The 15,258-nt window shown below is 56.2% G+C and carries 10 protein-coding genes; 5 read left to right on the forward strand and 5 right to left on the reverse strand.

The window, feature by feature from the left end; all coding sequences use genetic code 11:
• Both AOY23_RS12890 and AOY23_RS12895 read right to left on the reverse strand, forming a co-directional pair.
• On the reverse strand, window positions 1-3,480 hold a 3,480-nt coding region (locus tag AOY23_RS12890; protein ID WP_054181314.1), incomplete at its 3' end, for a DUF6531 domain-containing protein.
• Window positions 3,481-3,548: 68 nt separating this feature from the next.
• Window positions 3,549-5,666: a type VI secretion system Vgr family protein gene (locus AOY23_RS12895; protein WP_054181222.1), complete on the reverse strand. Its 2,118-nt coding sequence runs from the start codon at window positions 5,664-5,666 to the stop codon at window positions 3,549-3,551.
• Between the two features lie 121 nt (window positions 5,667-5,787).
• Here AOY23_RS12895 and AOY23_RS22595 point away from each other — a divergent pair, with 121 nt between their 5' ends.
• Both AOY23_RS22595 and tyrR read left to right on the forward strand, forming a co-directional pair.
• Window positions 5,788-6,024, forward strand: coding sequence for a hypothetical protein (locus AOY23_RS22595; RefSeq protein ID WP_152958545.1), 237 nt, complete (start codon window positions 5,788-5,790; stop codon window positions 6,022-6,024).
• Window positions 6,025-6,074: 50 nt separating this feature from the next.
• Window positions 6,075-7,616, forward strand: coding sequence for a transcriptional regulator TyrR (gene tyrR / locus AOY23_RS12900; protein WP_054180016.1), 1,542 nt, complete (start codon window positions 6,075-6,077; stop codon window positions 7,614-7,616).
• Between the two features lie 42 nt (window positions 7,617-7,658).
• On the opposite strand, the gene tpx is transcribed toward tyrR, so the two are convergent.
• A complete protein-coding gene (tpx, locus tag AOY23_RS12905) occupies window positions 7,659-8,165 on the reverse strand; it encodes a thiol peroxidase (protein WP_054180017.1) in 507 nt (168 codons plus the stop codon).
• Window positions 8,166-8,265: 100 nt separating this feature from the next.
• Here tpx and ycjG point away from each other — a divergent pair, with 100 nt between their 5' ends.
• A complete protein-coding gene (ycjG, locus tag AOY23_RS12910) occupies window positions 8,266-9,231 on the forward strand; it encodes an L-Ala-D/L-Glu epimerase (protein WP_054180018.1) in 966 nt (321 codons plus the stop codon).
• On the opposite strand, the gene mpaA is transcribed toward ycjG, so the two are convergent.
• Window positions 9,222-9,935 (reverse strand): murein tripeptide amidase MpaA, encoded by a 714-nt coding sequence (mpaA, locus tag AOY23_RS12915; protein ID WP_054180019.1) that lies wholly within the window; start codon window positions 9,933-9,935, stop codon window positions 9,222-9,224. The two genes, ycjG and mpaA, sit on opposite strands and share 10 nt — an antisense overlap.
• Window positions 9,936-10,124: 189 nt before the next feature.
• Here mpaA and AOY23_RS12920 point away from each other — a divergent pair, with 189 nt between their 5' ends.
• Both AOY23_RS12920 and AOY23_RS12925 read left to right on the forward strand, forming a co-directional pair.
• Complete coding sequence (locus AOY23_RS12920; protein ID WP_054180020.1) at window positions 10,125-11,741, forward strand: peptide ABC transporter substrate-binding protein; 1,617 nt, start codon at window positions 10,125-10,127, stop codon at window positions 11,739-11,741.
• 129 nt (window positions 11,742-11,870) lie between these two features.
• Window positions 11,871-12,452: a hypothetical protein gene (locus AOY23_RS12925; protein ID WP_054180021.1), complete on the forward strand. Its 582-nt coding sequence runs from the start codon at window positions 11,871-11,873 to the stop codon at window positions 12,450-12,452.
• 29 nt (window positions 12,453-12,481) lie between these two features.
• On the opposite strand, the gene AOY23_RS12930 is transcribed toward AOY23_RS12925, so the two are convergent.
• Window positions 12,482-14,551 (reverse strand): putative bifunctional diguanylate cyclase/phosphodiesterase, encoded by a 2,070-nt coding sequence (locus tag AOY23_RS12930; protein ID WP_054180022.1) that lies wholly within the window; start codon window positions 14,549-14,551, stop codon window positions 12,482-12,484.
• Window positions 14,552-15,258 lie beyond the last annotated feature (707 nt).

The following is a 15,258-nucleotide window of genomic DNA, read 5'->3' on the forward strand; positions in this document are numbered from 1 at the left end:
CGGCAACCGGATAAGTTGTTGCAGATTGCCGGGGTTATCCTCACGCAACATATTCCCCCACTCATCAAATTCTGCGCTCCAGACTATCTCCCCGTTAGCGTTAATCAGCGCCAGCGGCAGGCCTCGGTGGTCGCAGTGATACAGGTGGATTTTCCGTTGCGGACTGTACTCTGGCTCTATCTGGTTTTTCATCTGCTCCGGCGTCAGCCCGCACTGCGTCAGCCATTGCCGGCTTTGCCCGCTGACCTGGTTCGCCTTCAGTTCCCGCTCCAGATTATCCAGCATTGCCACCAGTTCCGGTACAAACACCATTCCCGCCTCCTGCTGGTGTTTTTCCGCCAGCGTGCGGCGGCGGGCTTTCGTCAGCTCTCCGGTTGCGGTTTCAATGCGGATTAATGGTGTAAAACTGCCCGGCAGATACACCGTCTGGATACGGACGGTGTCTGTCTGCATGGTGGTCAGCCGGTCGCCATCCCAGCCGTACCATACGGTTTCCTTCAGTTCCGGCTTTGTACACGAACCATCGTCACAGACCGTACATTCCCATATCCGCTTACCCGTGCGGCGGCCCGTCGGGTCATAGATATACCGGCTTTCCGTCAGCAGACTGCCGTGCTGCAACTGACGGTAATGCGTCAGCCGGTGCTGGTTATCATAGCCATAATGATGAGAAAGGCTGCCACGCGGACGGGGGCGACGCTCACCCTTTTCAGTGAGTCTGCCGTGTTCATCGTAATGGTAGACATTATCCACATCCTGACCGGTACGGTTATTCCGGAAGTTATCCGGCAGCATCGGGTATTCATCCCGCTCCGCTATCCGGTTGCCCGCCGGGTCGGTCAGGGTCCACTGCGTCAGGTCATGATGCGCTGATTTAATATGCGTACTGCGCAGCCGACCGGCGGGACCGTACTGATAATCACGCTGTTCATTCAGCCCGCTGATGCGGACAAGATGCCCGTCAGCGCTCCAGATGTAGTCACGGTTAAGCCGGGGAATGTTCAGGTGGTGGCTCTGTAACATGCCGCCCGGCGTGTATGCCGTGGTCAGTTCGTAATTACCAAAGCTGCGTTGCGTCTCGCGGTGCAGGCGGTCACGGGTAAAGTCGAGAAGTGGTTCATCACCAAGTTTCATGCCAGCCAGATAACCGCTGCCATACGTCAGCCATTCCAGCGGGGGCAGGTTATCCGGTGTGATGCGGTTCAGTAGTGCGCTGTCGTTGTAATCGTACCGGGTGTCATGCTGCCACACCAGTTCACCCGTGTCCGGGTGATGCACCCTCTGGCGTTCGTGGACAGTACGGCCCTGGTCGTCGTGCCCGTACTGCACAGTGACGCGGTGCCCGTCACTGACGTGGCTGATTTCAGCCAGCCAGCCGCGCTCACTGTAACGCCACTGCTCCGCCGGTTCATCATTCACCGTGCGGTGCGTCAGTCGGTCTGCTGCGTCATAGTGCCAGCAGGTAATGAGGCTGTCATCTTCACTGCGGATGAGCAGCCCGGTGGCGCTGTAGCCGTAACGCTGCGTCCTGCCGTCAAAACCGGTTTCCTGCGTCAGCCTGTCCAGTACATCATAAGTGAACGTTGTGTGGCTGTTGTTTTCATTCGTGAGCTGCGTGACCCGGCCTGCAGCGTCGTATTGCATCCGCCGCGTCAGCCCGTCCTGTGTGCTGCTGAGGATGTGGCCCCGGGCGTCATGCGTGTTTTCGCGGCGACTACCGTCAGGGAGTGTGGTCGCTGTCAGATCGCCAGACACGTTGTATTCATAGTGAGTTTCGCGTTCCTGTGCATCTTTTACACAGGTCAGACGGCCCCGGCTGTCATACGTAAGGAACTGACTGACACCTTCTTCCCGGTGCACTGCCGTCAGTTGCCCGAAGCGGTCGTATTCATAGCGGGTTTCATAACCGGAGCAGTCGGTAAAGGTGAGTAACTGACCGTAGCGACTCCAGGTCATATGCTTCCGGCTGCCGGTGGCATCTTCGGTGGAAGAAGGATATTCGCTGCGCGGATTATCATAAAAATAACGGGTCGTACTGCCGTTGCGCAGGGTTTCAGCCGTCAGTCTGCCGTGGTCATCATATTCCTGCCGGCTCTGCAGCCCGTCAGGGTGGACCGTGCTGGTCAGCTGGCGCCGGGCGTTATAGCAAAACTCCGTCAGCCTGCCATCCGGTGTGACGAGCGCCGTCAGTTGACCTGAGGCGGGGCTGTGCCGGTATTCGGTTTTCCGGCCCGCCGCATCCGTCTGCGCCAGCAGTCTGCCGGCGATGTCAGTGTCGTTGCGGGTGATGCTGCCGTCGGCATGCTCCTTTTTCACCACCCGTTTCATCCCGCCGTCGCCGTCGGTGTGCAGTACCTCCCGGCGGCCCAGACTGTCGGTGACAGTGACGCGATTGTGTTCATAAACATAGGAATAACTTAAGCCTTCCGGATTATGCTGCGCCGTCACGCGCCCGGCAACGTCATACCGGTAGCTGGTTTCCGGCCTGCCCGCATAGCGGTGTGCCACCATCCGTCCCGGATACTGCATGTCATAGGTCAGGTCGTGAACTGAAGTACCGCTGCGGTCATACACCCTCGCCAGTTCACCCCGGGATGAATATTCATAACGCACCAGGGGAACGGCGGGCAGGTTATCCGGGTATTCCGGGTCGCGGGACAGCCACACTTCGGCGAGGCGAACGCCACTGTCTGCGCCATAACCCGTGGCGGGGGGCGCGTCCTGACAGGCGGTCAGCACCAGCCGGAAATGGCGGCCTGCACCGTCTGTCACGGCGGTAATGTTTCCGGAGAATGCGCCGGATGCGGCGCGCTGGAAAGTCATTGTCCGCCCGAAACTGTCCGCCAGACCGGTCAGCACCCGGTACGGCGGCAACGGGGCGGGCAGCGCTTCCTCCGGCCCGGCAATGCGCTCAGACCAGCCCAGGATCCACCAGGGACCCTGAAGGCTGTTGGTTGCAAGATAAATATGCGGGCTGATGCGAATATCCTGCGGCAGTGTCTGCCAGAGTGTGCTCAGCGGGTTACTGTCGTGCAGTGCCGGGACGCCACCCCGCGCCAGCCAGAAGGACTCGCTGTGGCTGAAGGCCGTTTCCCCCGGAAACAACGGATGAAAATGAATACTGCGCCCGCCATTGTCGTTGAGTATCAGTTCCGCATCATGTATCTGCAGGCAAATATCAAAGGGCGCCTTCCAGCCGGGGCCGAACACACCCACCGGGGCAGGTGTTCTGGTCTGGTAGCTGCTGTAGGTACGCGAGAGTACAAACGGCAGCGGGCCGGGCAGGGCAATATCGGTTTCGCCGGGCAGTACCTTTGCGCCCAGCAGCGGATTGACCGGGTTGCCGGAGGTCATGCCGCCCGGACAGACCGAACAGGCCACGCCGGTCGGTGCGCCAATCATCACCCCCGCCGAGCCCTGGATTATTGGGCCACCTGTCATGGTGCCGTCACCCTGACGTGCTGCCGGTTTTCCGATCATGTTCCAGTCCTTCTGTTTTGCTGAATGTAATGCTTATTTTTTATTTATCGTTTTGTACTGTCGCGGGCTCAGTACTGCCGCATATCCGGCGACGAACTGCCGTTTTCTTGCGGCGCTTTCGGTGGGTCTTCTGCAATACCGCAGTTCCAGTTGATCATCAGAGCGTCGCCGCTGATGGTCTGCATACCCTGGAGGTTAATCGCAGTACCGTTAAGAAATATTTTGCCGTCCTGCGTCAGCACCAGCCGGGCCTGCCCGCAACGCAACTCCAGATGTTCCCCGGCGGAATAGACGGCCACCTTCCCGGTACTCTCGGTTTTGCTTTTACCCACCGTAAAGGTGACATTCTCCCCGACGCTGACGTTATAACCCTTACCGACCAGCAACGACTTCTGTATCCCCACTTGAGAGGACTGTGTCAGCGCCACCGAGGTATTCATCACACCGCCTACCGTGGTCTGGTACGCCACACCCACCGTCAGTGCACGGACCACCCCCACCGTTTCTGCCTGGTTCAGGCCGACAGTAATACTCTGGTTCTGCCCCACGGTCTCTTTCTGGTTCTGCACCACCGTCTGCACCTGGTTCTGCTGCACGGTAATAACCTGGTTGCCGCCAATGGTTTCGGTATGGTTCACTTTCACATCGGTGGTGCGGTCATTCAGCACTTCGGTATCCATATTCTTCTGCGCATGGATATAAACCTGCTCCTGGCCGGTGGCGTCCTCAAAACTCAGCTCATTAAACCCATCCCCTTTATAGGTTTTGGAACGAATGGTCATCTTCGTTTTTGTGCCCGGCAGGTCTCCGGGAGAGCGGTTATCTTCATGGTAGGTGCGGCCCATAATGATGGGCTGGTCAGGGTCACCATTGAGAAAATCCACAATGACCTCCTGACCCACGCGGGGAATGGCCAGGTTGCCAAAACCGGCCCCGGCCCAGGCCTGGGAGACACGGATCCAGCAGGAACTGTCTTCCGTGCCGCCGTGATAACGGTCCCACAGGAATTTCACCCGTATCCGTCCGTGCTCGTCACAGAAAATCTCTTCCCCTGCCGGCCCGGTGACCACCGCACTCTGCGGACCATCCACTTTCGGTTTTGGATGGGGTCTGGCACGCCAGGTGCGTTCTGCGGGGATGACAGTGAAATGGTTGGTGAGTGAGGTTCCGGCGCCCTGATTTCCGTGTTGAGCCTGAGGTTGTATGCCTGTCAGGGAACTGCTCACCACCTGCCATTCCCGGTTGAGACTGACAGACGGATGTCCGGAAAGGGTGAAGCGGGTTCCCGGCCACAGTCCGGGTGAATTACTGACACCGGTGGCCGTTTCGGCACCGCTGCGCCAGCCTTCCATTCTGTAACGGGTGAAATTCTCTCCGTGCTGCTCATCCTTGAAGCGGCCGGGATAATCAAAAATCTCGTACTGTGCCCGCTGGCCGTTCAGGTTGTCGGCTTCATGGTCATAAATACCCGGCCAGTCGGGAACCTTGAAGGTGTAGTCCTGGCTCTGCACAGAAGAGGGACTGACGGTGGCTTCATAGCGGAACACGCTGATGCATTCTGTTGAAACGTCCGTTGTGGTGTTCGGGTTAAAGGCGACGGGGTCAGTCAGGCATCTGAGTCCGGCGACGTTATCGCACAGCGTCAGTTTTTGTTCCGGTGTATCCGGGGCAGATTTGTCAAAAAAGAAGATACCTTCCTCAGCCCAGAGACGGGTCAGGAACGCGAGGTCTGATTCACCGTACTGTACACAGAATTCACGGGGCGGATGGTCATCGTTAAACCCGTCAGTCCAGTCAGTGACACCGTTTTCCCTGAGGAGGATGTCGGAGACAGCCAGGATATCCTGTTGCTGGAATATGCGGAAATTCTGCCGCAGGCTGCAGCGCCAGAGGGGAGGGCGAATGACGAAGCGGTACAGCATCTGCCAGCCATTATTCTCTTTTGTGCCGAAGGTGGCGATGACACCGCTGATATGGCGCAGCACCTGCTGCCCCTGCCAGACCGTAAGGGTGGCGTTTTTTTCGAGTAATGTTTCTGCGGTCTGCCTGAAGGAATCACTGGCGACGTCGACATCAAGGACAAACGGAAGTGAATAGTCCTGTTTTAAGCCGAAGCTGATGACAGCGAAAGTATCCGGCTCCTGGCCATCCACTTCGAGAGTGAAGCGCAATCCCTGCTGTGGCATGTGTTTGTCCCTGTCTTATTTATGAGCGTGATGAATAACGAGAAATTATAAAATAAACATATAAAACAATGCGTTACGTCGCTGCGATGTTTGCATGAGCCCGGGTGGATGAATGTGATCTGTGTCACAGGCAAGAAAGTTTGTTTTAAGCGGTAGTAAGCCGGTGGGAGTTAAGGCAAGAGAAAAAGCAGAGTATGCCGATCCAAAACTGGAGGCAGGCAAAGGAAAGGCCGCAAAATACAGTAAAGCCTGGAGAAAAACAGCCAGTCAGTTGCTTAACTGGTGGGCATTGCCACAGAACGTCGGTTTTTTGTCCATACTGTCAATATTTGTTGACAGCCATCTTCCCGCCAGTTGAGAACTGTCCTATTATCCCTGAGTCATTGGCTTATAAGGGTGAACGTTTCCATGCGTCTTGAAGTTTTTTGTCAGGATCGGCTGGGTCTGACTCGTGAGTTACTCGACCTGCTGGTGCTACGCGGTATTGATTTACGCGGTATCGACATCGACCCCATTGGCCGAATCTATCTCAATTTTGCTGAACTGGAATTTACCACGTTCAGTAGTCTGATGGCGGAAATCCGCCGCATCGCGGGTGTCACCGACGTACGTACGGTGCCGTGGATGCCTTCTGAACGCGAACACCTGGCGCTCAGCGCATTGCTTGAGGCGATGCCGGAGCCGGTGCTGTCGCTGGATACCAAAAGTAAAGTCGAGCTGGCGAACCCGGCGAGTTGCCAGTTGTTCGGGCAGTCCCCGGAGCGCCTGCGCAATCAGAGCGCCGGGCAACTGATCCCCGGCTTTAATTTTCAGCGCTGGCTGGAAGCCACCACCGTGGAATCTCACGCCGAACATGTGGTGGTCAACGGGCAAAACTTCCTGCTGGAAATCACCCCGGTTTACCTCGAGGGTGAAAACGCCGAGCGGGTGCTGACGGGGGCGGTGGCGATGCTGCGCTCCACGGTGCGCATGGGGCGCCAGTTGCAGACCATGACCAGTCAGGATACCAGCGCTTTCAGCCAGATCGTGGCGGCGAGCCCGAAAATGCGCCATGTGGTGGAGCAGGCCCGTAAGCTGGCTATGCTCACTGCACCTTTATTGATTACCGGCGACACGGGTACCGGCAAAGATCTGCTGGCCCATGCCTGTCATCTTGCCAGCCCGCGCGCGGCAAAACCCTATCTGGCGCTGAACTGCGCTTCGATCCCCGAAGATGCCGTTGAAAGCGAGCTGTTTGGCCACGCGCCGGAAGGGAAAAAGGGCTTCTTTGAACAGGCGAACGGCGGTTCTGTGCTGCTTGATGAAATCGGCGAAATGTCGCCGCGCATGCAGGCCAAACTGCTGCGCTTCCTCAATGACGGCACTTTCCGTCGCGTCGGGGAAGATCATGAAGTGCACGTTGACGTCAGGGTGATTTGCGCGACGCAGAAAAACCTGGTGGAGCTGGTGCAGAAAGGCGCTTTCCGTGAAGATCTCTATTATCGTCTCAATGTGCTGACGCTGAACATTCCGCCGCTGCGGGATCGTCCGCAGGACATCATGCCGTTAACCGAACTGTTCGTGGCGCGCTTTGCCGACGAACAGGGGATCGCCCGGCCGAAGTTGTCTGCGGATCTCAATAACGTGCTGACGCGCTACGGCTGGCCGGGTAATGTTCGCCAGTTGAAGAACGCGGTGTATCGCGCGCTGACGCAGCTGGAAGGTTATGAACTGCGCCCGCAGGACATCCTGCTGCCGGACTATGACGCCTCAACGGTGGCTGTCGGCGAAGATGCAATGGAAGGGTCGCTGGACGACATTACCCGCCGTTTTGAACGTTCGGTGCTGACGCAGCTGTATCGCAGTTTCCCCAGTACGCGAAAACTGGCGAAGCGTCTCGGCGTTTCTCATACCGCGATCGCCAACAAACTGCGCGAGTATGGTCTGAGCCAGAAGAAGGGCGAAGAATAAAAAAAGCCTCCGTGATGGAGGCTTTGTTCGTTTTATGGCAAATCAGTTTTTCAGCGCGTCGAGTGCCGCGGTGTAATCCGGCTCAGTGGTGATTTCGTTAACCAGTTCGCTGTGGATCACGTTGTCGTTTTCATCAATCACGATCACCGCACGAGCGGCGAGGCCTTTCAGCGGACCAGCCGCCACGGCAACGCCGTACTGTTGCAGGAATGCTGGCGCACGCAGCGTGGAGAGCGTGACCACGTTGCTCAGGCCTTCTGCGCCGCAGAAGCGGGACTGGGCGAACGGCAGGTCGGCGGAGATGCACAGAACCACGGTGTTCTCCAGCTCGCCCGCCAGTTGGTTAAACTTACGCACGGATGCCGCACAAACGCCGGTATCGATGCTCGGGAAAATGTTCAGTACTTTGCGTTTGCCCGCAAACTGACTCAGCGTGACGTCGGAGAGATCTTTAGCGACCAGCGTGAAGGGTTGTACCTTTGTTCCTGGCTGCGGAATAGCGCCATCAACGGAAACGGGATTGCCCTGGAAATGCACGGTTTGTGACATGTTTATCTTCCTGTTTACATATAATTAACGTCGCAGCTAGTGTATTCCAACCGCAGTTAACACAGCAATTGAATTTCGTATCAATCTAAAAGGAGATGGAATGAGAAGTCTGCGCGTGTTTGAAGAATCCTGGCCGCTGCATACCCCGTTCGTGATTGCCCGTGGTAGCCGCAGCGAGGCGAAAGTGGTGGTGGTTGAGGTGGAAGAGGACGGCGTCAAAGGCGTCGGGGAATGCACGCCTTATCCGCGTTACGGCGAGAGTATTGCCTCGGTGATGGCGCAGATTATCACCATTACCGAACAGCTTGAAAAAGGCGCGACACGCGCTGAGGTTCAACAACTCTTACCGGCGGGCGCCGCCAGAAACGCCGTCGACAGCGCGCTGTGGAATCTGGAAGCACGTCAAAAGAATGTGACGTTGTCACAATTAACGGGCGTCACGCAGAACGACACCATCACTACCGCGCAAACCGTGGTCATTGGCGAGCCTGAAGCGATGGCCAGCTGCGCGAAAATTCTCTGGCAGAAGGGCGCCCGTCTGCTGAAAGTGAAGCTCGATGATCATCTCATCAGCGAGCGTATCGTCGCCATCCGCACCGCAGTGCCGGAAGCGACCCTGATTGTCGATGCTAACGAATCCTGGAACAGTGACGGTCTCGCGGCGCGCTGCCAGTTACTGGCGGATTTAGGGGTGGCGATGCTGGAGCAGCCGCTGCCCGCCAGCGAAGATGCCGCGCTGGCGAATTTTATCCACCCGCTGCCCATCTGCGCCGACGAGAGCTGCCATACGCGTGACAGCCTGGCCGCGCTGAAAGGGCGCTATGAGATGATTAACATCAAGCTCGATAAAACTGGCGGCTTAACGGAGGCGCTGGCGCTGGCAGAAGACGCGCAGGCGCAGGGGTTTGCCATTATGGCGGGTTGTATGCTCTGTACGTCTCGCGCCATCGCGGCATTGCTGCCGCTGATCCCGCAGGTCAGATTTGCCGATCTTGACGGCCCGACCTGGCTCGCCGTTGACGTTGAACCGGCGTTACGCTTTACCACCGGGCTGCTTCATCTCTGAGCGTGCCAGTGAAGCAGGTCGGTCATCGCCGCCAGATATTTTTCGCTCGCCTCATCGTTTGAGACGGGCGGGAACTCGGCGGTAATGCACGGCAAACCAATATCCGCACACCAGCTACCAAAGGAGCCAGGGGTTTCATAGCCGACGCTGGTGACCAGCGGCAGTGAAAACGCCTGCGACAACCATTCACCCAGCTCGCTGCGCTGCGGATCTTCAATGCAGGCCAGCGGATCGTGAAACGACACCACCCAGGCCGGGTGGATCTGATGGATAAGCTTGCACAGCGCCTGCGTCTCCGGCTCTGAGCCTGGCTTATCGCCGGTTAACAGCACGACATCACGGCTCTCCGCCGCGCTGTTCCAGCGATAGACCGTTTCGCCCGCCTTCCAGTTTGCCGCCGGGAAATTACGGTTCAAATCGACCCCGTTGGCGTTCGCGCGCAACCCTAACTGACAACCGTCCGGGTTGACCGTCAGCACCACGTGATGACGACGCAGATCCGGCGCCAGGGTACGCATTGCGCAGGAAAGGGTGACGATGGAGGCGTTTTCGTCGCCGTGCGTGCCCGCAATAATCAGCCCACTGGCATGATCGGCCAGCGGCGCGGGAAACCAGATCAACGGTGCGCCAAGCAGCGAGCGACCGTAATGTTGTGTGCCAGGCGGAAAGGCGCCGCGAAGGGCGCGAGGGCGAGTGACAGACATAGCGTTCCCGGATAAGTGGTGGCGTTACAGGCAGTGTTGTGCAAAATCGGTCGCGGATCAACGAGTTTCCGTATCGTTTAAAAAGCCGTCTGTGTCAATTTTCTCGCACAGGAGGTTTGCAATTCATATTGCTGAAACAAATAATTACCGGGTTTACCGGATGGTTATCATTTTAATAAAGGGGATCGTATGAAGCATCCTGTCTCACTGACATGTTGTGCACTGTGGCTCAGTACGCTGTCGTCGCTGGCGATGGCGGCGGAAGTTCCGTCAGGAACGGTTCTGGCTGAGAAACAGTCGCTGGTTCGTCACATCAAAGATGAACCCGCAACATTAGATCCCGCAAAAGCCGTGGGTTTGCCTGAGATTCAGGTGATTCGCGACCTGTATGAAGGCCTGGTGAATCAGGACGAAAAGGGCAATATCATCCCCGGCGTCGCCACGAAGTGGCAAACCAATGATAACCGTGTCTGGACATTCACACTGCGTAATGACGCAAAATGGTCGGATGGTACGCCAGTGACCGCCCAGGATTTTGTCTACAGCTGGCAGCGGCTGGTTGACCCTAAAACCACCTCGCCGTTTGCCTGGTTTGCCGCTCTGGCGGGCATCAACAATGCGCAAAATATCATTGATGGCAAAGCGACGCCGGAGAAACTGGGCGTGACGGCAATCAATCCGCATACCCTGCGCGTTCAGCTCGATAAGCCGCTGCCGTGGTTTGCGAAACTGACCGCCAGCTTTGCGTTTTACCCGGTGCAGAAAGCCGCTGTTGATGGCGATAAAAACTGGACGCGGCCAGGCAAGCTGGTGGGTAATGGCGCGTACGTGCTGAAAGATCGGGTGGTTAACGAAAAACTGGAGCTGGTGCCGAATACGCAGTACTGGGATAACGCGAAAACGGTGCTCAAACAAGTGACGTTTGTGCCGATCAACCAGGAATCTGCCGCCACCAAACGTTATCAGGCAGGGGACATCGATATCACTGAATCTTTTCCGAAAAATCTGTACCAGAAACTGCTTAAAGATCTGCCGGGACAGGTGTACACCCCGCCGCAACTCGGTACCTATTACTACGCCTTTAACACGCAAAAAGGGCCAACGGCTGATGCCCGCGTGCGCCTTGCGCTCAGTCTGACCATCGACCGGCGGATCATGGCCGAGAAAGTGTTAGGCTCTGGTGAGAAACCGGCCTGGCGCTTTACGCCGGATGCCACGGCGGGATTCAAACCGCTGCCGTCGCCGTTTGAAGAGATGAGCCAGGCCGAGTTGAACGCGCAGGCGAAAACCCTGCTGCAGGCGGCGGGATATGGCCCGACGCGCCCGCTCACCCTGACGCTGCTCTACAACACGCAGGAGATCCACCAGAAAGTGGCGATTGCGGTGGCGTCGATGTGGAAGAAAAATCTCGGCGTGGATGTGAAGCTGCAAAACCAGGAGTGGAAGACCTATATCGACAGCCGCAACACCGGCAATTTCGATGTGATCCGCGCCTCGTGGGTGGCGGACTATAACGAGCCTTCTACGTTCCTGTCGTTGCTCACCTCAACCCATAGCGGCAATATTTCACGCTTCAACGATCCGGCCTATGACAAAGTGCTGAATCAGGCATCGCTGGAGACGTCAGACGAGGCGCGCAATGCGGATTACAACGCGGCGGAAAAAATCCTCGCCGAAAAAGCGCCGATTGCGCCTATCTATCAGTACACCAACGCGCGTCTGATCAAGCCGTGGGTGAAAGGCTATCCCATTAATAACCCGGAGGATGTGGCGTACTCGCGCACGATGTACATCGTGAAACACTAGACGCGTAGACCAAAAGTGTGAACAGCGCCAGATTTTTTTCATGACGACCCCACTTTAACAGTAAGGTTTTGCCCGCCTGTGTCGATAACAGATCGATCCGGTAGTGTCGACAACGCAGGGGTAACTGAAGTGACGGAAGTCTGGGTAGTATTTTTAGCGGCATGCTTAGCGGCATTTGCCGCTATTGTTGGTTTGATGATTACAAAAGAAATAAAAATTGCAGAGTTTCGCCAGGCATGGATTAACGAGCTGCGCGCTTCGCTGTGCGAGTTAAGCTCGAAATTAGCGTACCTGTCTGAAAAGACGGCCAGAACATCCTCAGCAGCACGCGTTGACGGCCCGGTCATGGCCGGTTGCGCGAACGTGCTGAATGATGATGATATTTATGATATCTATAAAGTCATTTATCAGGTAAAACTGCGCATTAATTCGTTGTCGCCCAGTCCGGAAGAAAAGTCGCTATTAGAGTTCCTGGATAAACACACGCAATGCAATAACTTCTCGACGTTTTTATTAAAAGACACTCAGGAACAGTTTTTAAACTTGTGCGCCTCAGTGCTTAAAAATGAGTGGGAGCGCGTGAGAACCGGTGGGCGGTTTTACGTCAATTCGAGCAATCTGGCGAAAATTCTTTTTGTCTATTCAATGCTCGGCGTTTTCGCTTTGGGTATCTGGAATATTGCCAGCCAGCTGTTAGCTGACTTTCCCTGAAGAGGGGTTTTCCGGCGCCGTTCCGCGCGTTATGCCCGGCGGAACGGCGAATTCTCCAGCAACGCGGGGATCTCCTGCGCCGGAACCGGGCGACCAGGCAGGTATCCCTGAAGTTGTCCGCACCCCATCTGCGTTAATAATTGCTTCTGCTCCAGCGTTTCAATCCCTTCCGCCACCACGTTCATATTCATGGTAAGGGCGATATCAATAATGGCGGAGACAATTTTGATGTTCTTGCCGTTTTCACGTAACTCCTTCACCACACGCTTATCGATTTTTAATTCGCGGGCTGGCAGGTTTTTCAGTGCCAGCAGATTAGAATAACCGGTACCGAAGTTGTCAATCGAGACAGTCACCCCGAGACGGGCGAAATCGTTGAGGATCGCAATGCTGCGTTCAGGGTTGCACAGAGCCGTGCTTTCGGTCAGTTCCAGCGTCAGCCGGACAGGGGAAACGCCATAACGTGTGAGGGCGTTACTCACCTGCTCGTAGATATCTTCCTGCCCGAACTGCGCGGCGGAAAGGTTAACCGACAGCGACCAGTCGCCATGCCCTTCATCGCTCCACAACCGAAGCTGGCGACAGGCTTCGTCGATCACCCAGCGACCGACGGGCACCATCTGCCCGGATTTTTCCAGCAGATCCAGAAACCGCCCAGGAAGCAGCACGCCTTTCACCGGATGACGCCAGCGCAGCAGGGCTTCGAAACCGCAGAGCGTCAGCTGTTGTGCGTCAAATTTTGGTTGATACCACAGCTCAAACTGATTGAGCGCCAGCGCCTGAGTCAGATCCTGCAAAAACCGCGCACCTTCCCAGGCTTTTTGCATCATGCTGTCGTGATAAATCGCCCAGCCGTTTCGCCCCTGCTGTTTGATGTTGTACATCGCGGTATCTGCCCGCAATTTCAGGTCATGCAGCGTGACGCCGTGATCCGGAAACAGGCTGATCCCCATGCTGAGCGATACCTGAATGATTTGCCCGGACTCGTAAAACGGGCATTTGAGCCGCTCCGCAATCCGGGTGGCGAGATCGGCGGCATCGTGGGCATCGGTGTCCGGCGCCAGTAAAATGAACTCGTCGCCGCTGAGCCGGGCCAGCGTCATGTTTGCACTCAGACAACTGCTGATGCGGTTGGCGACGGACAGCAACAGATGATTGCCGACATGCGTGCCCCAGGCATCGTTCACCAGCCGGAAACGGTCGAGATCCATAAAAAGCAACGCAAAGTGCTGCCGGTTGGGCAGGGCATTTTCGATGCAGCGCTCGATGTTCAGATCGATTTGCGTGCGGTTGGCAAGCCCGGTCAGCCCGTCATAATGCCCCTGTTGCGCCAGTTGCTGATTGAAGCGCTGCAAATGCTCCGTCAGGCGACTGGTGCGTCGCTGGGAATCGAGTATTGAAATCACCAGCATCACGCCGAGGAGCGCAAGCGTGGTCGCCGAAACCCAGACAGACAAGCCCAGCTCGCTGACGCCACCGTCGGAAGCATGCGCATGCAGGCTGAACGTGGCGGCACTCATGCCGGTATAATGCATGGCGGCAATCGCCAGCCCCATGACGATAGCGGCGGCCATGCGGTTTACCAGCGCGCCCCGGCTGTTCAGGCGCAGGCTGAAGGCCAGCCACAACCCGACGCCGGAGGCGGTCACGGCGATGACGATAGACGCGGCGACCAGCAGCGGGCTCCAGCGAATGCCATTCTCCACCCGCAGCGCCGACATGCCGACGTAATGCATCGCCACGATACCGCTGCTGAGGGTGAGCGTCGCCAGCAGCAGATTTTTGCGCGTTAAAATCACGCCATTCACCGCGATAGTGATGGAGAGCATGGAGGCGGCTATCGCTGCCAGCAACGACACAAGGGTGAGGCTGATGTCGTAAGACATCGTCACTGGCATTTTCATCGCCAGCATGCCGATGAAATGCATCGACCAGATCCCCATCCCTAACGTCGCGCCGCCGGTTATTCGCCAGAACAGTGCGGAGTGTTTGCCGGACACGGCAATTTTGCCCGCGCTGTCGAGGGCAATAAAGGCGGCGAAAAAAGCCACCAGACACGAAATGCCGATCAGAACAGGGTCCCACGAGACAGGCAGCATCGTACCATCCACATTGATATTATTATTCAATCAATCTAGCAGTAAAAAGACATGGCGCGAGAAAGTTTTGCCAGGACCGCGAGCCGTGACTTAATCGACGATCATGTTATCGTTTATTTAAACGCCGCTTAATTTCACTGCAATAAAAATAAAAGATGACGGTTATTTCTTCAACAAAATATATTCTCGCAGCTAAAGTTGCCTAAAGTAAAATCACCGCATTTTGATGGGGAAAATAGTGTTTGCGCTGATTCCTTCTGGAAAACAATAAACGCGCTGCTATAAACAAATAACCTTCTGATGTTCTCTGCGAGCGCTGTATGTTAAGAAATACCAGTGTCAGAACCGTTATATTGCTGTTTTTATGTGCAGTCTTTATTTTGAGTACCGCCATTTCGCTTATTTTTCCAACGCAGCTCACACTATTACTGGTATTAAACGGTATCTGGTTATGCACGCTTTTGCTGTTGTGGCGTTATATGACGCAATATCTGGTGACGCCGATCAACACCGTGAAAAAAAGTATTGATGAAGTCACCGCGGGCAATTTATCGATCGTCATTCCTGAATTCGGGAATAACTGTGCCGGGCGACTGATTCCCGGTATCAATAATCTGTCCGGGAGTATTGCTTCGCTGGTCACTGAGATTCGCGCTTCATCACAAACGGCGATGACCCTCTCCGAACAACTCGCCAGCCGCAGCGCG

Origin of the sequence: Trabulsiella odontotermitis (genome assembly GCF_001297775.1) — a bacterium.
In the GTDB taxonomy this organism is placed as follows: Bacteria; Pseudomonadota; Gammaproteobacteria; order Enterobacterales; family Enterobacteriaceae; genus Trabulsiella; species Trabulsiella odontotermitis.

Coding starts and splice junctions, on each gene's coding strand:
- AOY23_RS12895 (WP_054181222.1), bottom strand. CDS start 5,666: ATGCCACAGCAGGGATTGCGCTTCACTCTCGAAGTGGATGGCCAGGAG.
- tyrR (WP_054180016.1), top strand. CDS start 6,075: ATGCGTCTTGAAGTTTTTTGTCAGGATCGGCTGGGTCTGACTCGTGAG.
- tpx (WP_054180017.1), bottom strand. CDS start 8,165: ATGTCACAAACCGTGCATTTCCAGGGCAATCCCGTTTCCGTTGATGGC.
- ycjG (WP_054180018.1), top strand. CDS start 8,266: ATGAGAAGTCTGCGCGTGTTTGAAGAATCCTGGCCGCTGCATACCCCG.
- mpaA (WP_054180019.1), bottom strand. CDS start 9,935: ATGTCTGTCACTCGCCCTCGCGCCCTTCGCGGCGCCTTTCCGCCTGGC.
- AOY23_RS12920 (WP_054180020.1), top strand. CDS start 10,125: ATGAAGCATCCTGTCTCACTGACATGTTGTGCACTGTGGCTCAGTACG.
- AOY23_RS12930 (WP_054180022.1), bottom strand. CDS start 14,551: ATGCTGCCTGTCTCGTGGGACCCTGTTCTGATCGGCATTTCGTGTCTG.